We start from the raw sequence: 24497 nt of genomic DNA on the forward strand, positions 1-24497 counted from the left end.
TTTACATACTTCCGAATTATTCCATTTTCGGAAGATTAATACTCATTCATATGAATATTGCGATTCATTTTACTAGTTAGCAATATTGCGATCCAAACGATAAATAAATGCAAAAACTTCAGCAACTGCTTCATATAATTCTTCAGGAATCGTTTCATTTATTTCTAGTTGACTAAGCAATTCTACTAAATTATGATCTTCTTGAATTGGAATATTTTTTTCTTTTGCTACTTCAATGATATTTTCAGCTGTTAAGCCTTTCCCTTTTGCGATAACTTTAGGTGCATCCTGGATTTCGGATTGATATTTTAAAGCGATTGCCTGTTGTCTTTTATTCGTTTCACTCATATTCGTATATCCACCCCCGAGTATTGGTTTATCACCGAATTTGAAAGAGACTTTTGAACTTCATTATTTGAAGAATGTTCGAATTGGATTGCGGATAGGGTGTAATTTAAATCTTTCAATCCTTGTTTTAATTTTGGAAGGATGAGCTTTGCCATATTTTGCAGTTGCTCGTTATTATTAATAATTTTTATTGAAATAATTCGGTTTTGCACCTTCATATCAACAATGGTTTCCTTCAGATGTTCCAATTCTAAATAAAATAATACATGGCAATAATCAGGGTCTATTTTCCCATCTTCTTTTCGTTTCCCGGACCATTGCATTGTTAGTTCTGTTTGAAATCCAAATAATTGTAATGGTAATTGATAAACAATATGCTGGTATGGTGTATTTGAGTGTGATAATAATTGTTGTCCATTCATTTTATTAATGATCTGTTCTGCAAGTTCTTTTGTCTCCAATGTATGGCCGGTTTCCTGTAAATACTTTACTAACAACGGCTTCATGCTATTTTCTAAACTTTTGTTGTCTTCTATATTTGCTAAAATATCTGCTTCGTAAAACAATCCCATTTTACTTGTTGTTTTCTTTAATAATGATAATAGAATTTGTGGGACGGATTCTTTATTGTTTGCATCTAAGTCTTTAAGTTGTATAGATTCAAGTGTTGATAACAATGCTTGGACTGTTTTTGTTTTAGGTTCAGCAATTAATTGAGATTCTAAATTTTGGAGCAAAGTTTGTATTGGAGCTTTGGGACTTAATACTTCCTTTAGTGATTTATAAATGGACTCAGAAAAAGGAAAGTCTTTTTCCACCATATATTTTAGGGCTTCGAACCCTTCCTTTGTATTATTCTGATGTTCAATCCATTGACCGGCTTTCAAGATTGATTCCTTCGGTAAGGGAATTTGTTCTTTTGCTAAGAATACTGTTAATTCTTTAAAAATTTTACTATTGGGAAGAGATAATTGTTTTAAAATAGAATCTTGAGTTTGATTTTCCATTGATAAAGGGGAAAGGATTTTTAAATGAATTTCTCCCTCTTTTGTTGATGCTTGAAACCAATACTTTCCGCCATTTATGATAGGAGCCTCAAGCTTTGCCAAAATATTTTGATTCCCTACTTTAACAACAGCTGTTTGATTTGGGTATATTTTACTAATATTTCCTGCAAAAACGTCACCCGATTTGAATTCAAATTGATTTTGAAGGGGCTTCACATCTCCTCTTAAAATTGACTGGATATTTGATAAGAGCATTCAATCCCCTCCTTTTTTGGGCTATTATCATAAACTACTTGTTAAATTTTTTTAAATATTTTACAAGTGTGAACAGGGGCCAAATATAATCATAGCTATGATAATGAATATAAAATTCCCCACCCATCCCTTGACCTTTTGGATAAGAACTCCTCCAATCTTTAATATCGGCATGATTGATTAAAAAGTTTATTCCTTTTTGTATCGAAGGAGTAACTTCATCCGCTATCGTTATTAAGGAGTCAAGGGCCCATGCAGTGTGGATTAGTGTGCTTACACCCAATGGGATATATTTTTTTATTTTATCACTATTACATGACTCCCCCCAACCTCCATCGACATTTTGTGTGTGCTCAATCCACTTTTTTGCACGAGTGATTGATGGATGATTGGGTCTTATACCAACTGCCATTAATCCTATGATTGCTGTCCAAGTACCATATATATAATAAATTCCCCAGCGACAATTCCAACTGCCATCATCTTCCTGGTGATTTACAAGCCATTTAATTGCTTTTTTAATTTGTTGATCATCTTTATCAATGCTTGTATAATTCCCCAAAAAATCTAACGTTCTACCTGTTAAATCTACTGATGAGGCATCTAGCAACAACCCTTCCCCATAAGGCAATAAATTCAATAATGGATTATCAACATTTTTTTCAAAAGCTGCCCATCCGCCATCGTCATTTTGCATGGATAAAACCCAGCGAATCCCTCGATCCCACACATTATAATAATGTGGCTGTTCAATTATTAGTTGATGCAACGCACGCAAAGATGCAATTGTATCGTCTATATCCGGATTGATTGTGTTAACATTTGAAAATCCCCAACCGCCAGGATATGTATGCGGATTATGAACCGTCCAATCCCCTAGTTTTACATGTTGTCTTTCTAATAAATATTGATTTGCTTGACGAATGTTTACTTCTGTATGGGGAATTCCAGCAAATTGGAGTGCTGACGAAATTAATGCAGTATTCCAAACATGCGCCGTCGTATACTGACAATGCTTATCCCCATTAATCGTGCAAATCATAGATTTCAATCCGTCAATGGCTTTAATAATTTTTGAATCATTTTTATCCTTTCCCCGGGCAATGAATGCAAAAATCATATAGAAAGTTGCACTGAAGTAGCTATAAAGTGTGCCATCTAGTTCGATATGATCATATAAATATTGCTCCAAATATTCCAATGCTTTTTCATGAACATCTTCCTTTAATTCTACAATTTGTTCAATTCCCTGTTCAATGAAATCGAAAATTGATCTCGTTTCATCGGTAAACTTGTTCTTTCCATCAGTTTTCCTAATTATAAGATCTGCTAGATTCGGAGAATTTGCCGGTTTTACTACTAACTTATAATCCGCCACTATAAGTAAGGGAGCTAAGTTTGCTCTGCCAAAGACAGATATGTCAAAAAAATTAATTGGAAATTTTTCAGGAAGGAGGACTGCTTCTACTGGAATTGGAAATGGTGAATCCCACTCGATTTGACCTGTTAACGATAATAAGGCAAGTGTGAACATGTTTGCTTTATGGAGCCCACCATTTATCATGATAAATTCTTTTGCTCTTATGAAATTAGGAGAATTCTTCTCTACGTAACCCGAAAACAGCAAGGCATAGTAAGCTGTAATGGTTAATGATAAATTCCCTTTCCCTTCATCAACATATAGCTTCCATGTCCCATCATTGTATTGTTCCTTTAAAATACGATTAACTAGGCTTTGAATTAAACTTTCATCATTTTTTTCCAAAACTCTTAATAAGATAATCATATAGCAATCTGTTAATATCCCTGTTTCAAAAGGATATTCCCAAGAACCATTACGGGATTGATCAGAAAGCAAGCGCTCTATTATTTTATCCCTTTGTCTTATTACATCTTTCCTCATCCTTATCATCCTCTCTGGGAACTCATTATCTATATTTTTATTCTTACAGACTTGTCTAATTTCCAAAACAATTATTGTAAAATGAAAAGATTGTAGCATATTAATAATGCTGCATTTTTGCATTTCTTATTTCTCTATTTCATAATGTAGGTGAGGAGTGATTGTTAATGGATAATTTTACATATTGGAACCCAACTAAATTAATATTTGGTAAGGGTCAACTTGAACAGTTGAAAGTAGAAGTTCCACAATACGGAAAAAAGGTGCTGCTTGTTTATGGTGGAGGCAGTATTAAGAAAAACGGCTTGTATGATCAAGTGGTAAAAAATTTAGAAGAGATCGGCTCACAAGTATTCGAATTATCTGGAGTTGAGCCAAATCCGCGTATCTCAACGGTAAGGAAAGGCGTCGATTTATGTAAAAAAGAGCAAATTGATTTTCTCCTTGCTGTTGGTGGTGGAAGTGTCATTGACTGTACAAAAGCAATTGCAGCGGGAGCGAAGTATGATGGGGATGCGTGGGATCTTGTTACGAAGAAAGCTTTCGCAAAAGAAGCCCTTCCCTTTGGTACAATACTAACCATTGCAGCAACTGGTTCAGAAATGAATGCAGGATCGGTTATTACCAATTGGGAAACGAATGAAAAGTATGGCTGGGGTAGTTCGGTTACATTTCCTAAATTTTCAATACTTGACCCAGTTAACACTATGACTGTTCCGAAAGATCAAACCGTATATGGAATGGTCGATATGATGTCACATGTGTTCGAGCATTATTTTCATCTAACAGAAAACACACTTATGCAGGATCGGATGTGTGAATCATTATTACTTACTGTTATGGAAACTGCTCCAAAGCTAATTAATGATCTGGAAAATTATGAATATAGATCAACGATTTTATATACAGGAACGATGGCATTAAACGGTATGCTTTCAATGGGCTATCGAGGCGATTGGGCTTCCCATAATATTGAACATGCCGTTTCGGCTGTTTACGATATTCCCCATGGTGGTGGATTAGCCATCCTCTTTCCAAATTGGATGAAGCATAATTTAAAGGTGAAGCCTTCACGTTTTAAACAGCTCGCAGTACGGGTATTTGGCGTAGACCCTGAAGGTAAAACCGACGAAGAGGCTGGTTTAGAAGGGATCGAAAAACTGAGGGAATTTTGGAATAGTATCGGTGCACCATCCCGATTAAGTGATTATAATATCGATGCAAGTAAATTAGAAGTGATGGCCGATAAAGCAATGGCAAATGGTGAATTTGGCAATTTTAAAAAATTAAACCGTGAAGATGTATTAGAAATATATCGCAAATCCTTATAAAAGGAAATAGGCTGACATTTTGTCAGCCTATTATTTTTATTCAATTACTCTTTTCTTAAGTAAGCCTACTAATAATGCTGTGACGACAGAACCGATTAAGATGGCTAGGATATATAAAAGAGGATTTCCATCCACTAAAGGAATAACAAATATTCCACCGTGCGGCGCGCGAAGTCCAATCCCAAATAGCATCGTTAATGCCCCCGCAACTGCCGAACCTACTACAGCTGAAGGAATCACACGTGCTGGATCAGATGCAGCAAATGGGATGGCACCTTCAGTAATAAATGACGCACCCATAATATAGCAAGTAATCCCCGCTTCCCGCTCTTTTTTTGTAAATTTATTACGAAATAAAGTCGTTGCAATTGCCATACTAAGTGGTGGAACCATCCCACCGGCCATGACAGCAGCATGTGGCGCATAATTTCCTGCGTCAATCATCGCAATCCCAAACGTAAAGGCCGCTTTATTAATTGGACCACCCATATCGACGGACATCATACCACCAAGAATAATACCAAGTAATACTAAATTTCCGGTACCAAGATTATTTAATAAATTGGTTAAATATTCATTAAATAGACTACAAGGTTTATTTATAACAAAGAACATGATGATACCAGTAATAAATATCCCAAATAGTGGATAAAGCAATACCGGCTTAATTCCTTCAAGTGCATCCGGTAATTTCGAGAATAATTTTTTCAGTAATACAACAACATACCCTGCTAGAAAACCTGCAATGAGACCTCCTAAAAATCCAGCTCCACCTTGGGCAGCCATAAAACCGCCAACCATACCAGGTGCTAATCCGGGACGATCAGCAATACTCATCGCGATAAAACCAGCTAAGACAGGGATCATTAAACCAAACGCGTTACCGCCACCAATTGTATTTAAAGCTTCCGCAAATCGATTATATGTCTCGTCTTTAGGATCAGCCGAATGAATCCCAAACATAAAGGAAATCGCAATTAAAATTCCTCCGCCAACAACGAAGGGCAGCATATTTGATACACCATTCATGAGATGTTTATAAAAGCCGCTTCTGCCTTTATGATCACTACTATCTTTTTTCTTTTCACCTGAACCGTTGTAAATCGTACCGTCCTGTTTAACCGCTTTCTCAAGCAGCTCTTTCGGTTTACGGATTCCATCGGCAACTGGCACTTCAATAATACACTTACCTTTAAAACGTTCCATTTCTACTTGCTTATCTGCAGCAATAATGATAGCGGCCGCTTGATCAATTTCTTCTTGTGTTAATACATTTTTTGCACCGCCGGAACCATTTGTTTCAACCTTAAATGGAATCCCTAATTCTTTTGCCTTTTCCTTTAGCGAATCAGCAGCCATATATGTGTGAGCAATACCAGTAGGGCAAGCTGTAACTGCAAGGACCATATTCTTCTCTACGGATGTTTGTACCGTTTCTTCATCTACATCAAATTCATTAAATACAGCTATTACCTCTTCAGGAGATGAAGCTGCCATTAATTTATTTCTGACAACATCTTTCATTAATAACGAAGAAAGTCTTGATAACGCCTCTAAATGTGTATTATTTGCCCCTTCACTGGCAGCAATCATAAAGAATAAATGACTGGGCTGTCCATCAAAAGATTCATAATCCACACCTGCAGTCGATCTCCCAAAAGCGATAGCCGGTGCTTTTACTGCATCTGTCTTAGCATGTGGGATGGCAATTCCGTCTCCAATACCGGTGGTACTTTGCTCTTCTCTTGCTAAAACAGCTTTTTCATATTTATCTTTATCATTTAATTTTCCAGCTTGATCAAGGACATTTACCAGTTCATTAACTACTTCTTTTTTTGCTGTTGATTCAATCCCCAATTTAATGGTTTCTAATGTAAGCAGTTCGGTAATTTTCATGTTGTTTATCTCCTTTTAAAGAGTTGTAACTTTTACTTGGTTTAGTAGATTTGAAACCATTTCTTTCGTGCAAAGACCCATAGAAAACGCGGTGGCACTTCCTGAAGAAACTCCATTTCGAAATGCTTGTTCAACTGGAGCACCTGTTACAAAAGCAGCTAAAAATCCACCTACTAAAGAATCTCCGGCACCAACCGAGTTTACAAGTGTTCCTTTTGGTACATTTGCATGATACGCACCTGTTTTAGTAATTAATACGGCGCCTTTGTCAGCCATTGAAACAATAACATTTTCAATTCCACTGTCTACTAATTTTTTTCCATATAAATAAGCATCTTGAATAGTAGTAATTTCTTTATCAAAAAGTTCCCCAAGTTCATGGTGATTGGGCTTAATTAAAAATGGTTTAGCTTCTATTACATTTTTTAATGCCACACCCGAAACATCTGCAACAAAAAGTGTTCCTTTCTGTTTCCCCTTTTCAATTAAGTCCTTATATATTGTTGCGGGGAGTGTGCTTGGAATACTTCCTGAAAAAACGATTATATCTTTTGAATTAGCCGCATCTAGTTTTTCTATAAATTTTTCAAATTCGGCTGGCCCAATATTGGGACCTGACCCATTAATTTCAGTTTCAACATCTGTTTTCAGCTTAATGTTAATTCGGGAATCACCGGCTACTTTTACAAAATCTACTTCAATTTGTTCGTCTTTTAAATAGTCTTCAATATACTTTCCTGTGAATCCACCAACAAATCCGAGTGCCTTCGAGTCTACTCCAAGTCGTTTTAACACGCGCGATACGTTAATACCTTTCCCGCCGGGAACTTTATAATCTTCGTTCGATCGATTTAATTCACCTATTTGAAAATTATCTACTTTTACGGTGTAATCCAATGAAGGATTTAATGTTATTGTGTATATCATGGTGTCACTACCTTAATAATTGTTTTTTCGTTATATAATTCTTTCGTTTCTTCATCTATATCATTTGTAATTATAGAGGCTTTAGAAATATCAGCTATTTCTGAAAAGGCGATTTCACCAATCTTTGAACGATCTGCAAGAACATAGCATTCTTTTGAGAGCTCTAATGCTTTTTTCTTCATAGCGGCTTCCTCTGGATCCGGTGTTGTAAACCCTAGTGATGGGTGGATACCATTCACTCCTAAAAAACATTTATCGAAACGGAAAGATTGAATACTATCTAGTGCAACTTTCCCAATCATGGCACTTGTACTCGCCTTAAGAAATCCGCCAACCACATATGTTCTAATGCCTTTACTTAAAAGCGGCTCTAAATTGGTTACACCATTTGTTACAACGACAATCTCCATTTCACTATCCAAGTATTGAATTAATTGGAGGGTTGTTGTGCCAGCGTCTAAATAAATACAATCACCGTTTTCAATCAAACTTGCAGAGTATTTTGCAATTGCATTTTTAGCTGAGAGATTTTTAGCGGACTTTTCCAATATATTAGGCTCATCTAATTTTCTTTGAATTCGTGATGCACCGCCATGCACCCTTTTCAATGCCTTTTTTTCTTCTAAATGTATTAAATCCCGTCTGATTGTTGATTCTGAGGTGTTTGTTGCATCAACTAGTTCTTGGATACTTACAATATCTTTTTTCTTTAAAAGCTCAACAATCATTCGATGTCTTTCTACTGTTAACATGTTTTATCACCTTAGCTTCTATTGATAACGCATACATCTTCTTTACTCTTTATAGTTTACATCCACTTTCGTTCAAAATCAACTATTTTCAGTCAAAAACATTCACAAACAATCATAACAATAAAAAAACTATGAGAGTAGTATCTCATAGTTGAAAATTTTACATATAGTTTTTAATGGGAGCAAAGGTTTTTCGATGAATTGGACAGGGACCATATTTTTGTATAGCTTGGAGATGTTCATTTGTACCATAGCCCATATTTTTATCAAATAAGTAATTCGGGTATTCTTGTGCATATCTCTTCATTAATCGATCTCTTGTTACTTTAGCGACAATGGAGGCAGCGGCAATCGATACACTGGATGCATCCCCCTTAATGATGGATGTCTGAGGGAAGGGTATCGTTAATTTCATCGCATCTATTAAACAATAATCCGGCATTGTTTGGAGGTCATTGATTGCTGCTATCATCGCTTTTTTCGTCGCTTCATATATATTAACCTCGTCTATTTCTTGTGCGGAAATAACTCCCGTTCCAACTGCCACTGCTTCTTTCATAATGATGGTATAAAATTCATCACGTTTTTTTTCAGATAATTGTTTTGAATCATTTAGGCCTTCTAAGTAGAAATCATCAGGCAAAATAACTGCTGCTGCAATAACGGGACCTGCAAGCGGACCTCTGCCCACTTCATCAATTCCGGCTATGTACTTGAAGCCTTGTTGCTTAATGTCGATTTCATATTTCATCATCTGATTAAATTTTTTACGGTAATTTTCCTTTAATTCTTGCTGTCTATACCATTGCTTTAAGAGATTTTGAACACCTTTTCGTTCATCAACTTCTAGTATTTTGATTAGTGGGTCTTCCTTGCTTACTATTTTATTTAGCATTTCGGCAATATCTTTAATTGTCCTTGTGTTCATATTCAGTCCCTCATTTTATTGGTAGAATAAAAAATCCCCTCAAATTAGGGGGATGCAGTTTCTTTTTGTTCACCAGGTATATCGAATGATAAAGCTCCTAACTTATCCGAACGGATATCACGAATAATCGTTTCCGCTGTTTTATCGTAATCGACTTCCCCTTTCGACATTAAACATCCACGTAATTCACCTATATGATTAAATAAATCAAGGACCTCAGAAGGAATTTCGGAAAAATTATATCTTTCCTTTAGTCGATTAGGATAATTTTCCTCAAGAAAACGTAATGCGTAAATTGAAATATCCTGCAAGTTTAATATCGTATCTTTAATAGCACCAGTTAAAGCTAATTTATAACCTACTTCTTGATCTTCAAATTTCGGCCATAAGATCCCTGGAGTATCAAGTAATTCCAGTTCTTTCCCGACTTTAATCCATTGCTGCGACTTCGTAATACCAGGCATATTTCCTGTCTTTGCTATATTCTTCTTAGCAAGACGATTAATTAATGTAGATTTCCCTACATTAGGAATACCGATAATCATCGCACGGATAGCTCTAGGTTTCATCCCTTTTGCCTTCATACGATCAAATTTAGGCTTCAATATTTCTTTGGCTGCATTTACAATTTCATGTAAGCCACTTCCGGCTTGTGAATTGATTGATAAAGCTTTTTTATCTTGCTCGGCATAGTATTGCAACCATTTTTTCGTCGTTTCACGGTCTGCTAAATCAGCTTTATTTAATAAAGTTAATCTCGGTTTTTGCTGAATGATCTCATCGAGCATTGGGTTTGCAGAGGAAACAGGAATTCTCGCATCCACCAGCTCAAAGACGATATCCACCAATTTTAGTTTCTCCGTAACTTCCCTGCGAGCTTTTGCCATATGCCCTGGGAACCATTGAATCGTCATGCTTTCAACTCCATATTTCTTATTTTACAAGGCGAATGTCTGAAATTGGCCAATAAATTAATTTCGTATCACCAATTACTTTCTTTAATGGAACCGCACCAATATGTCGGCTGTCCTTACTAAATCTGCGATTATCACCCATGACGAAGATTTCTCCTTCAGGAACGGTTTCTTGTCCGACCGGAGTATCTTTCAAAGTGAAATCTTCTGTCAAAGGACCTTCCGGTAAGTCTTTTTTATATTGATCTAGGTATGGTTCCTTATACGCTTTGCCATTTATGTAAAGTGTATCATTTTTATATTCTACCTTATCACCCGGTAAACCAATAACTCTTTTTATGTAGTCTTTCTTTTCAGGTGCATGGAAAACAACGATATCAAACCGATCCGGATTTCCTAGTTTATTAACGATCATCCGATCTCCATTTTGAAGAGTAGGCATCATGGAAGAACCATCTACAACAATTGGCGCAAATAAAAAATAGCGAATAATTACCGCAAGTGCCACCGCAATTAGCAGAGCTTTAGTCCATTCCCATAATTCGTTCTTTTGTTTTGACATGTTTCCACCGCCTATGTAAAATTGCCAAGCTATATATATTAATATATCAGCTAATCAACAATAAATGTAAAATATTTTTTATGCCTATCATTATTTTATATCCAATTTACCATATCCATAATCCGGATTAAAAAATTTATTAAAGTCGAAAAGGAGCTTGATATCAAGCTCCTTCTCTTCTTGTCCAGCATCAGCACCTAGCTCCCCCACAAGGTCAAATGACTTGTCGGGGCTGACCAAGGCGCTTACACTTTTCTTATTATTATCGAATTTCTTTAATACGAGCGGCTTTACCACGTAAATTACGTAGGTAGTAAAGTTTCGCACGGCGAACTTTACCGCGACGCACTACTTCAAGTTTCGCAATCTTAGGAGTGTGAACAGGGAATGTACGTTCAACACCAACACCATAAGAAATTTTGCGAACTGTGAAAGTTTCGCTGATTCCACCACCACGGCGTTTAATTACAACACCTTCAAATAGCTGGATACGTTCGCGAGTACCCTCGATAACTTTAACGTGTACACGTACAGTATCACCAGGACGGAACGCTGGAAGATCAGAGCGAAGTTGATCTTTTGTAATTTCATCAATAATTTTGTGCATCGAATTCAACTCCTTCCAACAGATGCTCATACAAATCTATCCATGCAGCGGAACATCGTTTTCATGCGATTTATTAAAATAAATCACAAGGAATATCTTATCATATCAATAACTGTATTGCAATCACCTATTTACCAATGACCTTAATCTTTCTCACACTTTTTCCATTCTGCTATCCATTCCTTATGTTTCTCTGTTAATGGATAGTTTTCTAACAAATCAGGTCGTCTTTCATATGTTCGCTTTAGCGATTGTTTCTCCCGCCATTCATCTATATGCTTATGATTTCCTGATAATAGTACATCCGGTACCCTCATCCCTCTAAAGTCAGCAGGGCGTGTATAGTGGGGATGTTCCAACAAGCCTGATGAAAAAGAATCTAGCAGCGGAGAATCTTCATTTCCTAACACTCCAGGCAGTAGACGAACAACACTATCAATGACAACCATTGCTCCTAGCTCTCCACCTGTTAACACATAATCACCGATGGATATTTCATCTGTTACGACATGCTCACGAATTCGTTCATCATATCCTTCATAATGACCGCAAACAAATATAAGATGATTTTCTTTTGCTAATTCCTCAGATACTTTTTGAGTTAAAACTTTACCTTGAGGACATAAAAGAATTACTCTCGGCGGTTTACTATTTTCTTCGTTTTTAGTCAGAGAATCAACTGCATCGAATATTGGCTGTGGCTTTAAAACCATTCCTGCACCGCCGCCGTAAGGATAATCATCAACTGTTTGGTGCTTGTTATCAGCAAACTCGCGAAAATTTACGACATTGTATTGTACAACTTTTTTTTCAGCCGCTTTTTTTAATATAGAGGAACCAAAGACTCCGGAAAACATTTCGGGAAAAAGGGTTAGGACGTCTATTTTCATGATAATAATCCTTCCATTGGATCAATCGTTATAACCTTTTCCTCGATGTTTACATTTTTTATTATGTCATCAATATATGGGATTAAGTGTTCTTTTTTATCCTTTCCTTTAACTACCCATACATCATTTGCTCCAGGGGTTAATATTTCTTTTACAATCCCAATTTCTTCTCCGTCTAGTGTAATAACTTTGCACCCAATGATTTCATGGAAATAATATTCTCCTTCATCAAGGTTTGTTAATTGTTCTTCAGAAATTTTTAATAAACCATTCTTCCATTTTTCAACTATATTAATATTTTCGTACCCCTCAAATTGTAATAAGTCGAAATTTTTATGTGTACGATGATTTTTAATCGTTAATTGAACTGGTTCTTGATCATTTAAAAATAAATAAAGGGTATTCCCTTTTTGATATCGTTCTTCGGGAAAATCTGTTTTGGAGATGACACGAACCTCCCCATTAAGTCCATGCGTATTTACTATTTTTCCTACATTAAACCAATTAGTCATTCACTCACCTCTAACGTATTTCTATGACAATTCCATCTTTTACTATAATCATTTGTTCTTTCATTAGTTTTTCCCAATTATCGCCGACTTTTACATCCACAATGGCTTGTATGTCCTGTTCTTTAATTTCGCTTCCTAGCGGCAGTAGAGAAAGCTGCTCAATTTGAAAATCAATTAATTTAATTTTCTCTTTTCTGCTATTAATTTCTTTTTCAAAATGTGTTTTTAAACTTGTTGGTGAAAACTTGTTTGTTCGCTCCAATTTTTTTAATTCAAATCGTAATTGATCACATTCTTTTTGCATGGTGATTTTTTTTTGAATATAGGATTGCTGCAGTTCTTTTTTACTTTTTTCTGTTAAAACCTGCTTTATTGTTACAGTTTGAAGTAACTGCATTTCCACCCTCCTTATATGTTCTTTTACTAATTATTTTCACTTTGCATTTGTGATACTTTATTTTGATAAGGAGTTAAAAAGAGGTATGTATACGAATTTTGTATATAGAAAAAGGGAGGAATTGAACCCTCCCTTTTCTCATGCAGTGTAATAAATTCAGTGTGAGAATTCTTATTTCTGCTTGATAAACCAAAGGAAATTATCCTTTGGTTTCATTCGATAATTTCCAAATAAATTTTCTTATGATGTTTGGATCCTGCTGCAGCATAGACAACAGTTCGAATGGCTTTTGCAACCCGCCCCTTTTTTCCTATTACCTTACCGATATCCTGTTTATTAACTGATAGTTTGTAAGTGATATGACTATCTTCTTCAGCTACGAAAACTTGAACATCTTCTGGTGAATCGACAAGGGGCTTAACAATCGTTTCGATCAAATCTTGCATTGAGTTCACGATTATTTGCTATATTTTGCGTTGTGGAATTTTTCCATGATGCCTTGTTTAGAAAATAGATTGCGAACTGTGTCAGATGGCTTTGCACCATTTTGTAACCATTTCATTGCTAGTTCTTCATCAATTTTAACTTCAGCTGGTTGTGAAACAGGATTATAAGTTCCTACTGTTTCAATAAAGCGTCCATCACGTGGTGAACGAGAATCAGCTACAACAATACGATAGAAAGGAGATTTTTTTGCTCCCATACGTTTTAAACGAATTTTTACTGCCATTTTAAATAGCACCTCCGAATAGTTTTACACAAGATAGTATATTATCAAATATGTGTTTAGTTTGTAAAGTGTTTTTTCTTAACACTTAGTATTATATCAAAAACGATGAGAAAGGACAAATTACATAAATGGAAATTTAAAGCCTTTACGTTTTCCTTTTTGCTGCATTCCTGTCATCTGTTTCATCATTTTTTTCATTTCTTCAAACTGCTTTAAAAGTCGATTCACTTCTTGAACGGAAGTGCCGCTTCCTTTCGCAATTCTCTTTTTTCTACCAGCGTTAATAATCTCCGGATTGACTTTTTCCTTTTTCGTCATTGATTGAATAATTGCTTCAACATGACTAATTTGTTTTTCATCAATCTGCAGATTACCCATGCCTTTAATTTTATTTGCACCAGGCATCATTTTTAATAGTTCATCAAGTGGACCCATTTTTCGAACTTGACCTAATTGATCGAGAAAATCATCAAATGTAAAATTCATTGTTCTCAATTTCTGTTCAAGTTCTTTTGCTTTTTCCTCATCGACATTTGCCTGCGCTTTTTCAATTAAGGAAAGCATATCTCCCATACCTAAAATACGGGATGCCATACGTTCGGGATGGAATGCTTCTAATGCATCTAATTTTTCACCCATACCGACAAATTTAATCGGCTTTTCTGTTACGGCACGAATTGAAAGGGCTGCACCACCGCGAGTGTCCCCATCAAGCTTCGTTAATACGACACCGGTAATGCCTAATTGCTCATTAAAGCTATCAGCAACATTAACAGCATCTTGTCCAGTCATCGCATCAACAACGAGGAAGATCTCATCGGGATTAGAAAGCTCTTTAATTTCCTTAAGCTCATTCATTAATTCCCCATCAATATGCAACCGACCTGCTGTATCGATTAATACATAATCATTATGGTCTTCTTTTGCCTTTTCAAGAGCCTGTTTGGCAATTTCAACCGGGCTGACTTGATCCCCTAAAGAAAATACAGGCATATTAAGCTGTTTTCCTAACGTCTCTAGTTGTTTAATAGCAGCCGGACGATAAATATCAGCGGCAACTAATAAAGGATTTCGATTATATTTTTTTCGCAATAGATTTGCAAGCTTTCCAGTCGTCGTCGTTTTACCGGCACCCTGTAAACCAACCATCATAATAACCGTTGGAGGGCGCTTCGATACTGCGATTTGACTTTGTTCCCCACCCATTAAATTCGTTAATTCTTCTTTAACTACTTTAATGACCTGTTGTCCAGGTGTCAGACTTTTCATCACTTCCTGTCCAACGGAGCGCTCGCTTACCTTTTTAACAAAATCCTTTACTACTTTGAAGTTAACGTCCGCTTCTAATAGAGCGAGACGTACTTCACGCATCATTTCTTTTACATCGCTTTCAGATACTTTTCCTTTGCCGCGTATTTTCTGTATTGTGTTCTGAAGTCGGTCGGATAGTCCTTCAAATGCCATTCATACCGCCTCCTATTCTAATATTTCAAGCGCTTCAATGAGCTTTGCCAGTTCTTCCACTGAATTAGTTTCCAATGCTTTTTTCATATTTTCAAGAATTACTTTTCGATCCTGAAACTTTCGGAATAATAATAATTTCTTTTCATATTCCTCAAGCATGGCTTCTGTACGCTTGATATTATCAAACACCGCCTGCCTGCTTACTTCATATTCTTCAGCAATTTCACCAAGCGAAAAATCGTCTAAATAATAAAGGGACATATAGCTACGTTGCTTTGGAGTTAACAACGATTGATAAAAATCATATAAGTAATTCATTCTCGTTGTTTTCTCTAGCATTCTTCTCACTCCCTTGTTAAGTGAAAGACCTTTACATATGAAGATTACACAGTATTTATCGATTTGTCAAGTAAATGTCCTTTATTCCTCGTTTTGCTCAATGATCGTTGAAAAAAGTCCATACACATATTTTTCCGGATCAAATTCTTGTAAATCGTCCATTTTTTCACCTAAACCAACAAACTTAACTGGAATTTCAAGTTCATTGCGGATCGCTAGAACAATTCCACCTTTAGCGGTACCGTCTAATTTAGTCAAGACAATCCCGGATACATCTGTTACTTCTTTAAACGTTTTTGCTTGTACCATCGCATTTTGCCCTGTTGTTGCATCTAAGACTAGAAGCACTTCATGGGGTGCATTTGGTATTTCTCTTTCAATGACCCTTTTTACCTTTTCTAATTCATTCATCAAATTAACTTTGTTTTGCAGTCGACCTGCCGTATCACAAAGAAGAATATCAGCTTTACGCGCCTTCGCTGCCTGAATCGCATCATACATAACAGCGGCAGGATCAGAGCCTTCACCTTGCTTGATTACATCAACACCGACCCGTTGCCCCCAAACCTCTAATTGATCGATAGCCCCTGCCCTAAATGTGTCCCCTGCGGCTAAAATAACTTTCTTCCCATCGGTTTTATATTTATGAGCAAGTTTGCCAATTGTCGTTGTTTTCCCCACTCCATTTACACCAACGAATAAAATAACCGTTAAACCTTCCGATTGAATATTAATAGTATTAGGTGTTTTGGTATCCCCTTGATAGATTTCAACAAGCTTTTCGGAAATGACGGATTGAACTTCGGCTGGATCTTGAATATTCTTTTTCTTTACTTCCATTTTTAATTCTTCAACAAGCTCCATAACTGTATTGAAGCCCACATCTGCTCCAATAAGTATTTCTTCAAGCTCTTCAAAGAAATCCTCATCTACTTTCCGATATCTTGCTACAAGGTCATTCACTTTAGAAGCAAAATTATCTCGCGTTTTTGATAAACCTTGTTTGAATTTTTCCGTTACAGAATCAGTAGATTTTGTGAATTTATCTTTTAGCTTTTTAAAAAAACTCATCTTTCAATCACTTCCTCGTTTCTTCTCATTAATTTTATGTTTCAACTAGTTCTTTAGATGATTCAAGTCTAACGGATACAAGTTTAGATACGCCGGATTCTTGCATTGTGACGCCATAAAGGACGTCCGCTTCCTCCATCGTACCTTTTCGATGCGTGATTACAATGAATTGCGTTTCTTCGCTAAATTTTTTTAAATATTTACTAAAACGGTATACGTTTGCTTCATCCAGTGCTGCTTCCACTTCATCTAAAATACAGAAAGGAACAGGTCGAACTTTTAAAATAGCAAATAATAGCGCAATTGCAGTTAGTGCACGTTCTCCTCCGGATAATAACCCTAAGTTTTGCAACTTCTTTCCGGGCGGCTGAGCGACAATATCTACTCCCGTATTCAATAAATCAGTCGGGTCCGTTAATTTTAATTCAGCACGTCCTCCACCGAATAACGCTTTAAAAATCGGTTCAAAATGAAACTTTACCGATTCAAATGTTTGCTGGAAACGCTTTTTCATTTCTTCATCCATTTCATCAATAATTTGCAGTAATGTCTCTTTCGCGGACACTAAGTCTGATTGTTGTTCCATTAAAAACTGATATCGTTCTGATACGCGTTCGTATTCATCAATCGCACCGATATTAACAGTCCCTAATTCTTCAATGGCAAGTTTAATTAGTTTTACGCGTTTTCGCGCATCTTCAATTGGGATTTGCAGTGGATATTTCTCTTTAGCCGCCTCAAAGGTTAACATATATTCTTCATTTAAACGGTTAAGTCGATTTTCTAAATCAACATCGATTCGATTAATTTTCACTTCTTCATCTTTAACTACTTCTACTAAACCTTTATGTTGCCTCTTTAGTTCTTTAATTGCTAATTCAGCATCTTCGAGTTTTGTTTGTAATTGCATCCGTTCTTCTCTACGGATTGAAATTAGCTTAGTTGTTTCGATCTTATCGGTTAATTTTTTCTCCGCCGCTACAGATAATTCTGCTTCCCCTGAATGATTATTGGACATTTGACTTACTAACCAGTTGAGCTCTTCTTCATAACTAGTTTTTTTCGCACTTACTTCTTCGTATTCTACTTTTACAGTTGCAAGTATTTCACGACTAGTTACAAGTTGCTCATTTTTCACTGCCAGTTCTGCTTTTAAATCACTAATTTCAGCTAGTAATTCATCCTTTGAAGTGTTTTGATTATTTTTTTTCTTTGTTAAATCTTCAATTTCTTTATCAAGTTGTTCAATGTTTTTCGTTATTTGCGTTAAAGTGGCAGTTAGTTCATTTATGCGGCGATCTACATTATGAACAGTAGTATTCGATTCATTACGCTCCATATCGTAAATTTGGAGTTTTTCATTTAGATTTTTTTCGGCTAATTCAATTTGCCTCATTTCCGATTTCAATTCTTGTTGCTTTAAGCGAAGGAGCTCTCCAGCGCTTCTCATTTCTTCAAGTATCTTTTCATTGCTGTTTACGTCTTGTTTAAGTGTTTTAACTTGCTGCTCAAGCTGATCTGTTTTTTCTTCCATCAATTTCGTTTTTTCTTTAAGATCTTCGAGTTCTCCTTTTCGGCTGATTAACGATGTAGAGGATTGCTTCACAGTCCCGCCCGTCATCGAACCACCCGGGTTAACAACGTCTCCATCTAATGTCACTAATCGATATCGGTATTGCAATAGCTTGGCAATTTCATTTGCCCCTCGAAGATCTTTTGTAATAATTACATTTCCTAAAAGATTAGAAATGATTGTTTGATACTTTTGATCGATTTTTACAATATCAGCTGCAATACCTATAAATGCTTCATGCTTACTAATCAATTCCAATTGGCTTCCCGACAACCCTTTGCCTTTAATAATATTTAACGGCAAAAAGGTAGCACGTCCATATCGATTAGTTTTTAAATATTCAATCGCCTTTCTACCATCGGCTTCTGTCGCAACGACGACATTTTGCATTGCTCCGCCTAATGCTGTTTCAATTGAGAGCTCATATTGTTTAGGAACTTGTATAAGCTCCGCAACGGCACCTTCAATCCCAGAAAGCTTAGAATTTCTAGCTTTTAATACTTCCCGAACACCATGGAAGAAACCGGTATAATCCTCTTCCATTTCCTCTAAAGTTTCTTTTCGAGACTTTGCTTTTTGCAAATACTGAAAAGCTTGATAAAGTGTCGTTTCTTGCTTTTGATATTGATTTTTCAATGCTTCCAGCTTTTTTTGATGTTCGCGGAATGCAAGAACTTGGTCTTCAATTTGCTTATCGACTTTTTCTAGTTCCTCATTCGTTTTCTGCTTCTCTTCTAAAATCGTTTGTCTTTGTTCTAGGTATTTTTTATTTTCACCATCAAGCTTTATTTTTTTAGCTTCCTGTTGTCCTAATTGCTGCTCAAGTAAGGCCAACTCGTTTTTATAAGTTGCCTTTTCATTTAAAAGCTCAATATAATCGCTTTTTAATGATTCAATCATTTCTTCAATATTAATATTATATTGATTCATTAGTTCGGTTTTTTCTTTTAATTTCTTTTTCAGCGCAGCAGCCGATTTAGTGTGATGATCGTATTCTGTTACCAATGTAGTTTTTTGTTCCTCAAGCTTCTTAAGCTTGCTTGTAAGCTCTTCAATGTTTTTTTCGTATTGCTCTTTATTACTGCTTGCATTCTTTTTTCGTTCTTTTAAAACTTCTTTACGTCCTTCAAGCTTTTCGAGCTCTTCTGTCGCTGAAAGTAACACATTTTGTAAATCATTTATTGATTCATCTAATGCGGCAAGAGTATCGCGTATTTTCTCAAGAGTGGCTTCTTCTTTTTGGATGTTAGCTGACAAAGCCATTTCCTTATCCTGATGAATTCCTAGCTCCTGCTTCAATGTTTCCCATTTTTGACTTAGCTCTTCTATTTCATAAACCGTTAAAGCGACTTCGAAATTCTCAAGTTCTGCTTTTTTATCTAAATATTCTTTAGCAAGTGATGCTTGGATTTTCAAAGGTTCTACTTGATTCTCCAATTCATGAAGAATATCGTTTACCCGATTTAGATTTTCACCCGTTTCATTTAATTTCGATTCGGCTTTCTTTTTTCGGGTTTTATATTTAAGTACTCCCGCAGCTTCTTCGAAAATCGTTCTTCTTTCCTCGGCTTTACTGTTTAATATTTCTTCAACTTTCCCTTGGCTAATGATTGAAAAAGCTTCTCTGCCAAGTCCTGAATCCATAAATAAATCAATAATATCTTTCAAGCGGCATGACTGTTTATTAATAGAAAACTCACTATCACCTGAACGATATACCCTTCTCGTTACACTAACTTCATTGTAGTCAATTGGTAACTGATGGTCTTCGTTATCTAATGTTAATGTCACTTCTGCGAAATTTAATTGTTTTCTGGAATCACTTCCGGCGAAAATGACATCTTCCATTTTCCCACCACGAAGCGATTTTGCTGATTGCTCACCGAGAACCCATCTGACTGCATCGATTATATTACTTTTTCCGCTTCCATTTGGGCCTACAACAGCAGTTACTCCAGAAACAAAATCGATCGTGATTCTTTCCGCAAAGGATTTAAATCCAACAACATCTAAGCGTTTAAGAAACAAGAAACTCTCCTCCTATATCCTTTTCTTCCTTGCTGTTTTTCTCTTAGGAGAAGTACAACATATTATTTTTCCTGGAGTGGCGATTTTAGTTTGCTTAAAGCAATTTGTGCCGCATGTTGTTCAGCTTCTTTTTTAGACCTTCCAGTACCAGTTCCTAATTCTTCTTTATTTAAAAGTACTCGTGAGACGAACTCTCTATTATGTGCCGGACCTCTTTCTTGAAGAACTACATATTCAAGTACACCAGCAGCATCTTTTTGGATGAATTCCTGTAGTTGACTTTTAAAATCCATCACATGAGAAAAAGCACCAGCATTAATTTTAGGGTAAACAATTTTTTCTAAAATTGAGATGACCGTTTCCAGACCTTGGTCTAAAAAAAGAGCACCGATAAACGCCTCAAATACGTCTGCGAGTAGTGCAGGACGTGTCCGGCCACCAGTCAATTCCTCACCTTTTCCTAATAAAACAAGCTCTCCAAATTGTAATTCATTGGCAAAAGTCACTAATGACGGCTCACATACGATGGCAGCCCTTAATTTAGTTAACTTTCCTTCACTCATAGTTGGATACTTATTATATAGGAATTGTGAAACAGTTAATTCAAGTACAGCATCCCCTAAAAATTCAAGTCGTTCATTATCTGCATGTAACTTCTTGCGATGCTCATTCACATATGATGAATGTGTAAATGCTTGTTTTAATAAATCTAATCGATTAAATTGAATACCAATTCTCTCTTGAAATTGATTGAATTTCTCATCTATCCTCAAAGTTATTTGTTTTTCTCTATCACGATTTTTTTTTCGCATCGGTCATCCACCTTGTTTATCTTTCTTTATTTAATACTCCATATAAATTTTATTAAAAAAACAGCCGAAGTGCAAAGTCCTCATTTAATATTTTTTAATAGATCATAGAAAAAGAGGTTGACCCTTTTACAAAAAGTGTAAAACACCTTTGGGTCAACCTCGTTTTAGTGAATCGGAACGAACGATTATGCTTTAGCTTGTATGTAATTAACAGCGTCACCCACTGTAGCAATTTTTTCAGCATCATCGTCGGAAATTTCCATGTCAAATTCATCCTCTAATTCCATTACTAATTCAACAACATCAAGGGAATCTGCACCTAGATCATCTTTAAAAGAAGCATCTAAAGTAACTTTAGATTCCTCAACACCTAGACGATCCACGATAATTTTCGTTACACGTTCTAATACTTCTGCCATTCGGTTCACCTCCCCTCAAGACATTATAGAGGATATTATCGAAATAATAAAGCGAAACTTTACATTACCATCCCGCCATCGACGTGAAGGGTTTGCCCAGTCATATAGTCTGATGAAGAAGATGCAAGAAAGACAACGACATTCGCAACATTTTTTGGTTCTCCAAAACGTGCCAACGGAATTTGCTTTAGCATTTCACTTTGAACATCCTCCGGAAGTTTATCAGTCATTTCAGTTGTAATAAACCCAGGTGCTACCGCATTCACATTAATTCCTCGAGATGCCAATTCTTTCGCCGTTGATTTTGTAAGTCCAATGACACCTGATTTAGCTGCAACATAATTGGCTTGTCCAGGATTTCCACTTACGCCCACAATTGATGAGATGTTAATAATTTTTCCTGAGCGTTGTTTCATCATTTGTCGAGTAACACCTTTAGTACAAAGAAATACACCTTTTAAATTCGTGTTAATAACATCATCCCACTCATCTTCCTTCATTCTCATGATCAAATTATCACGAGTGATGCCTGCGTTATTTACAAGGATATCAATTTTCCCAAACAGACCAATAGTTTCTTTTATCATTCCTTGTACTTCATCATTATTTGCGACATTGCATTGAATAGCCTTCGCTTCTCTTCCTAATGCTTTAATTTCCTCAACCACTTCATTCGCACGCGCCTCACTGCCGGCGTAATTTACAATTACATTAGCTCCTTCTCTTGCAAGTTCTAATGCTATTTCACGACCAATTCCACGTGATGCTCCTGTAACTAAAGCAACTTTCCCTTCAAGTAACATCGTTTCTCCCCCATTCATTTTACGGACCTAGTTACGATTATAATTTCAATTCATTTACGACTTGCTGACAGCTTTCAAAATCTTGGACCGAGTATGTTTTTACATTTCGATTTATTTTTTTAATTAAACCAGATAGCACTTTACCAGGTCCGATTTCAATAAATGTATCTACACCTAGTTCAAGCATCGTAAGTACGGAATCTTCCCATAAAACAGGAGAATACAGTTGCTCGATTAATTTCTCTTTAATATCTGATGCTTTACTTATTGGAGCAGCTGTCACATTAGCAATAACCGGAATTTTTGAATCTTGAACTTTCACTTCATCGAGAACCTCGACAAATTTTTGTGCTGCCGGCTTCATTAATTCGGAATGAAATGGACCGCTAACCTGTAATGGTAATGCTCGTTTAGCACCTTTTTCTTTCGCTAAAACGCTTGCCTTTTCTACCCCTTTTACTGTTCCGGAAATTACAATTTGACCAGGACAATTTAAATTAGCCAATTGTACGGAATCGCCATTTGCTGTCACTTCATCTGTCACTTTTTGCAAATCGTTGCGATCCATACCCAAAATAGCTGCCATCGTACCTTCCCCATTTGGCACAGCTTCCTCCATATATTCACCACGCTTGTGGACCGCAAATACTGCGTCTTCAAAATCCATTGCTCCTGCTGCGACAAGTGCAGAATATTCCCCTAAACTATGTCCAGCAGTGTAATCCGGCCGAATTCCTGCTTCCTCTAAACATGTTAAAATTGCTATACTAGTCGTTAATAATGCTGGTTGCGCATTTGTTGTTAAGGTTAATTTTTCATCTGGTCCATTAAAAATAATATCCGATAATGAATAGCCCAATCGTTGATCTGCACTTTCAAAAATAGATTTCGCTTGATCGCTTTTTTCTACAACGGATTTCCCCATACCAACCGTTTGAGAACCTTGGCCTGGAAATACAAATGCTATTTTCCCCACTATCATCTACTCCTTAGTTATTTCATTTTCTTTTTGAATTGTTTCTTTTATAATTCTCGTTACTTTATGACTTGCCATATCATTAGCCTGTCTAATTGCATTATAAAGTGCATTTGCATTGGATGACCCATGTGCTTTAATAACCGGTGAATTAAGACCGAACAACCCTGCTCCACCGTATTCAGTGTAATCCATCATGTTTTTTAGATCTTTTAATTCGTTTTTAACTAATCCTGCTGCTATTTTGCTTTTGAAGTTTGTCATAAACGTTTTTTTCAATAAAGAGAATAAAGATCCTGCCGTTCCCTCAATCGTTTTTAATACCATATTGCCGGTAAAACCATCGGTAACGACTACATCGGCTGGTCCTTGCAATAGATCCCTTGACTCAATATTACCAACAAAATGAAGATTAGAATCTTTAAGTAATTCAAAGGCCTTCTTCGTTAACTCATTTCCCTTCTTCTCTTCTGTTCCAATATTTAACAACCCAACTTTTGGCTTTTCTATTCCACGTACTTTTTGAGCATATATTGAACCCATAATTGCATATTGAAGAAGATGTTCCGGTTTAGCTTCAGCATTTGCACCAAGATCTAACATCACAAAGCCTTTACCATCCACTGTTGGTAAAGTAGGTGCCAATGCCGGCCGTTCGATTCCATCGATTCGCCCTACTATAAATAGGCCAGCTGCCATTAAGGCACCTGTATTTCCTGCTGATATACATGCATCTGCTTTTCCAGCTGCAACTGCCTGTGCCATTAAAACCATTGACGCATTCTTTTTTCTACGAACCGCCCTTACTGGTTCGTCAGTTCCTTCAATCTTTTCATCCGTATGGACTATTTCCACACGCGCATTAGGTTCTAAATACTGTTGAATTTCTTGTTCTTTCCCAAAAAGTATGATTTCAATATCAGTAAATTCTTTTATCGCTTTATTTATACCCAATACGATTTCTTTAGGGGCATTGTCTCCCCCCATTGCATCGATGGCAATTTTCATTATTTTCATCCCTTACTCTTACTGTTATCGTTTCATAATTAAAGG

At 36.2% G+C, this 24497-nt stretch carries 25 protein-coding genes; 1 reads left to right on the plus strand and 24 read right to left on the minus strand.

Features of this window, described 5'->3' with window-relative positions; genetic code table 11:
* Positions 1–72: 72 nt before the first annotated feature.
* From B5V89_RS04440 to B5V89_RS04450, 3 genes are read right to left on the minus strand one after another with little or no spacing between them, the layout of a single operon-like run.
* A complete protein-coding gene (locus B5V89_RS04440) occupies positions 73–348 on the minus strand; it encodes an EscU/YscU/HrcU family type III secretion system export apparatus switch protein (protein ID WP_066230297.1) in 276 nt (91 codons plus the stop codon).
* A complete protein-coding gene (locus tag B5V89_RS04445; protein WP_066230294.1) occupies positions 345–1610 on the minus strand; it encodes a hypothetical protein in 1266 nt (421 codons plus the stop codon). The genes B5V89_RS04440 and B5V89_RS04445 overlap by 4 nt, the downstream gene beginning before the upstream one ends.
* A 34-nt stretch (positions 1611–1644) precedes the next feature.
* On the minus strand, positions 1645–3513 hold the full coding sequence (locus B5V89_RS04450; RefSeq protein ID WP_244913438.1) for a terpene cyclase/mutase family protein: 1869 nt from the start codon (positions 3511–3513) through the stop codon (positions 1645–1647).
* A gap of 167 nt (positions 3514–3680) precedes the next feature.
* Between B5V89_RS04450 and B5V89_RS04455 the strand changes: the two genes are divergently transcribed.
* Positions 3681–4844, plus strand: a complete 1164-nt coding sequence (locus tag B5V89_RS04455; RefSeq protein ID WP_066230293.1) for an iron-containing alcohol dehydrogenase — start codon at positions 3681–3683, stop codon at positions 4842–4844.
* Between the two features lie 36 nt (positions 4845–4880).
* Here the strand turns inward: B5V89_RS04455 and B5V89_RS04460 are convergent, their stop codons facing one another.
* From B5V89_RS04460 to plsX, 21 genes are all read right to left on the minus strand, one after another.
* Positions 4881–6740 (minus strand): PTS fructose transporter subunit IIABC, encoded by a 1860-nt coding sequence (locus tag B5V89_RS04460; RefSeq protein WP_066230290.1) that lies wholly within the window; start codon positions 6738–6740, stop codon positions 4881–4883.
* Between the two features lie 15 nt (positions 6741–6755).
* Positions 6756–7667, minus strand: coding sequence for a 1-phosphofructokinase (gene pfkB / locus B5V89_RS04465; RefSeq protein ID WP_066230286.1), 912 nt, complete (start codon positions 7665–7667; stop codon positions 6756–6758).
* Positions 7664–8419, minus strand: a complete 756-nt coding sequence (locus tag B5V89_RS04470; protein ID WP_066230283.1) for a DeoR/GlpR family DNA-binding transcription regulator — start codon at positions 8417–8419, stop codon at positions 7664–7666. Before B5V89_RS04470 ends, pfkB begins: the two co-directional genes overlap by 4 nt.
* A gap of 160 nt (positions 8420–8579) precedes the next feature.
* Positions 8580–9347, minus strand: coding sequence for a ribonuclease HII (locus B5V89_RS04475; RefSeq protein ID WP_066230280.1), 768 nt, complete (start codon positions 9345–9347; stop codon positions 8580–8582).
* 44 nt (positions 9348–9391) lie between these two features.
* A complete protein-coding gene (gene ylqF, locus B5V89_RS04480) occupies positions 9392–10261 on the minus strand; it encodes a ribosome biogenesis GTPase YlqF (protein WP_066230274.1) in 870 nt (289 codons plus the stop codon).
* Positions 10262–10280: 19 nt separating this feature from the next.
* Positions 10281–10823 carry a signal peptidase I gene (gene lepB, locus B5V89_RS04485; RefSeq protein WP_066230270.1) on the minus strand — a complete coding sequence of 181 codons (543 nt, stop codon included), beginning with the start codon at positions 10821–10823 and terminating at the stop codon, positions 10281–10283.
* Positions 10824–11085: 262 nt separating this feature from the next.
* Positions 11086–11430, minus strand: a complete 345-nt coding sequence (rplS, locus tag B5V89_RS04490; protein WP_066230267.1) for a 50S ribosomal protein L19 — start codon at positions 11428–11430, stop codon at positions 11086–11088.
* A 143-nt stretch (positions 11431–11573) separates the two neighbouring features.
* Positions 11574–12320: a tRNA (guanosine(37)-N1)-methyltransferase TrmD gene (gene trmD / locus B5V89_RS04495; protein ID WP_066230264.1), complete on the minus strand. Its 747-nt coding sequence runs from the start codon at positions 12318–12320 to the stop codon at positions 11574–11576.
* Positions 12317–12832, minus strand: a complete 516-nt coding sequence (rimM, locus tag B5V89_RS04500) for a ribosome maturation factor RimM (RefSeq protein ID WP_066230261.1) — start codon at positions 12830–12832, stop codon at positions 12317–12319. The genes trmD and rimM overlap by 4 nt, the downstream gene beginning before the upstream one ends.
* A gap of 10 nt (positions 12833–12842) precedes the next feature.
* Positions 12843–13229, minus strand: coding sequence for a YlqD family protein (locus tag B5V89_RS04505; protein WP_066230258.1), 387 nt, complete (start codon positions 13227–13229; stop codon positions 12843–12845).
* A 212-nt stretch (positions 13230–13441) separates the two neighbouring features.
* Positions 13442–13675 carry a KH domain-containing protein gene (locus B5V89_RS04510; RefSeq protein ID WP_066230327.1) on the minus strand — a complete coding sequence of 78 codons (234 nt, stop codon included), beginning with the start codon at positions 13673–13675 and terminating at the stop codon, positions 13442–13444.
* Between the two features lie 11 nt (positions 13676–13686).
* Positions 13687–13959: a 30S ribosomal protein S16 gene (gene rpsP, locus B5V89_RS04515; RefSeq protein WP_066230256.1), complete on the minus strand. Its 273-nt coding sequence runs from the start codon at positions 13957–13959 to the stop codon at positions 13687–13689.
* Between the two features lie 120 nt (positions 13960–14079).
* Positions 14080–15423 (minus strand): signal recognition particle protein, encoded by a 1344-nt coding sequence (ffh, locus tag B5V89_RS04520; RefSeq protein WP_066230253.1) that lies wholly within the window; start codon positions 15421–15423, stop codon positions 14080–14082.
* A gap of 12 nt (positions 15424–15435) precedes the next feature.
* Positions 15436–15762, minus strand: a complete 327-nt coding sequence (locus B5V89_RS04525) for a putative DNA-binding protein (RefSeq protein WP_066230250.1) — start codon at positions 15760–15762, stop codon at positions 15436–15438.
* Positions 15763–15843: 81 nt separating this feature from the next.
* Positions 15844–16833, minus strand: a complete 990-nt coding sequence (ftsY, locus tag B5V89_RS04530; protein ID WP_066230247.1) for a signal recognition particle-docking protein FtsY — start codon at positions 16831–16833, stop codon at positions 15844–15846.
* Positions 16834–16867: 34 nt separating this feature from the next.
* Complete coding sequence (smc, locus tag B5V89_RS04535; RefSeq protein ID WP_108070655.1) at positions 16868–20434, minus strand: chromosome segregation protein SMC; 3567 nt, start codon at positions 20432–20434, stop codon at positions 16868–16870.
* A 62-nt stretch (positions 20435–20496) separates the two neighbouring features.
* Positions 20497–21246: a ribonuclease III gene (gene rnc, locus B5V89_RS04540; RefSeq protein WP_108070657.1), complete on the minus strand. Its 750-nt coding sequence runs from the start codon at positions 21244–21246 to the stop codon at positions 20497–20499.
* A 185-nt stretch (positions 21247–21431) separates the two neighbouring features.
* Complete coding sequence (locus B5V89_RS04545) at positions 21432–21665, minus strand: acyl carrier protein (RefSeq protein WP_066230236.1); 234 nt, start codon at positions 21663–21665, stop codon at positions 21432–21434.
* Positions 21666–21724: 59 nt separating this feature from the next.
* The gene (fabG, locus tag B5V89_RS04550) at positions 21725–22468 is read right to left on the minus strand and encodes a 3-oxoacyl-[acyl-carrier-protein] reductase (RefSeq protein WP_066230233.1); all 744 of its coding nucleotides are present in this window, start codon (positions 22466–22468) and stop codon (positions 21725–21727) included.
* A 37-nt stretch (positions 22469–22505) separates the two neighbouring features.
* Positions 22506–23444, minus strand: coding sequence for an ACP S-malonyltransferase (gene fabD, locus B5V89_RS04555; protein ID WP_107921026.1), 939 nt, complete (start codon positions 23442–23444; stop codon positions 22506–22508).
* Positions 23445–23450: 6 nt separating this feature from the next.
* Positions 23451–24452, minus strand: a complete 1002-nt coding sequence (gene plsX / locus B5V89_RS04560) for a phosphate acyltransferase PlsX (RefSeq protein ID WP_107921027.1) — start codon at positions 24450–24452, stop codon at positions 23451–23453.
* Between the last annotated feature and the right edge of the window lie 45 nt (positions 24453–24497).

Source organism: Heyndrickxia sporothermodurans (assembly GCF_003055045.1).
Taxonomy (GTDB): domain Bacteria; phylum Bacillota; class Bacilli; order Bacillales; family Bacillaceae_C; genus Heyndrickxia; species Heyndrickxia sporothermodurans.

Coding starts and splice junctions, on each gene's coding strand:
- B5V89_RS04440 (WP_066230297.1), bottom strand. CDS start 348: ATGAGTGAAACGAATAAAAGACAACAGGCAATCGCTTTAAAATATCAA.
- B5V89_RS04445 (WP_066230294.1), bottom strand. CDS start 1,610: ATGCTCTTATCAAATATCCAGTCAATTTTAAGAGGAGATGTGAAGCCC.
- B5V89_RS04450 (WP_244913438.1), bottom strand. CDS start 3,513: ATGAGGAAAGATGTAATAAGACAAAGGGATAAAATAATAGAGCGCTTG.
- B5V89_RS04455 (WP_066230293.1), top strand. CDS start 3,681: ATGGATAATTTTACATATTGGAACCCAACTAAATTAATATTTGGTAAG.
- B5V89_RS04460 (WP_066230290.1), bottom strand. CDS start 6,740: ATGAAAATTACCGAACTGCTTACATTAGAAACCATTAAATTGGGGATT.
- pfkB (WP_066230286.1), bottom strand. CDS start 7,667: ATGATATACACAATAACATTAAATCCTTCATTGGATTACACCGTAAAA.
- B5V89_RS04470 (WP_066230283.1), bottom strand. CDS start 8,419: ATGTTAACAGTAGAAAGACATCGAATGATTGTTGAGCTTTTAAAGAAA.
- B5V89_RS04475 (WP_066230280.1), bottom strand. CDS start 9,347: ATGAACACAAGGACAATTAAAGATATTGCCGAAATGCTAAATAAAATA.
- ylqF (WP_066230274.1), bottom strand. CDS start 10,261: ATGACGATTCAATGGTTCCCAGGGCATATGGCAAAAGCTCGCAGGGAA.
- lepB (WP_066230270.1), bottom strand. CDS start 10,823: ATGTCAAAACAAAAGAACGAATTATGGGAATGGACTAAAGCTCTGCTA.
- rplS (WP_066230267.1), bottom strand. CDS start 11,430: ATGCACAAAATTATTGATGAAATTACAAAAGATCAACTTCGCTCTGAT.
- trmD (WP_066230264.1), bottom strand. CDS start 12,320: ATGAAAATAGACGTCCTAACCCTTTTTCCCGAAATGTTTTCCGGAGTC.
- rimM (WP_066230261.1), bottom strand. CDS start 12,832: ATGACTAATTGGTTTAATGTAGGAAAAATAGTAAATACGCATGGACTT.
- B5V89_RS04505 (WP_066230258.1), bottom strand. CDS start 13,229: ATGCAGTTACTTCAAACTGTAACAATAAAGCAGGTTTTAACAGAAAAA.
- B5V89_RS04510 (WP_066230327.1), bottom strand. CDS start 13,675: ATGCAAGATTTGATCGAAACGATTGTTAAGCCCCTTGTCGATTCACCA.
- rpsP (WP_066230256.1), bottom strand. CDS start 13,959: ATGGCAGTAAAAATTCGTTTAAAACGTATGGGAGCAAAAAAATCTCCT.
- ffh (WP_066230253.1), bottom strand. CDS start 15,423: ATGGCATTTGAAGGACTATCCGACCGACTTCAGAACACAATACAGAAA.
- B5V89_RS04525 (WP_066230250.1), bottom strand. CDS start 15,762: ATGCTAGAGAAAACAACGAGAATGAATTACTTATATGATTTTTATCAA.
- ftsY (WP_066230247.1), bottom strand. CDS start 16,833: ATGAGTTTTTTTAAAAAGCTAAAAGATAAATTCACAAAATCTACTGAT.
- rnc (WP_108070657.1), bottom strand. CDS start 21,246: ATGCGAAAAAAAAATCGTGATAGAGAAAAACAAATAACTTTGAGGATA.
- B5V89_RS04545 (WP_066230236.1), bottom strand. CDS start 21,665: ATGGCAGAAGTATTAGAACGTGTAACGAAAATTATCGTGGATCGTCTA.
- fabG (WP_066230233.1), bottom strand. CDS start 22,468: ATGTTACTTGAAGGGAAAGTTGCTTTAGTTACAGGAGCATCACGTGGA.
- plsX (WP_107921027.1), bottom strand. CDS start 24,452: ATGAAAATTGCCATCGATGCAATGGGGGGAGACAATGCCCCTAAAGAA.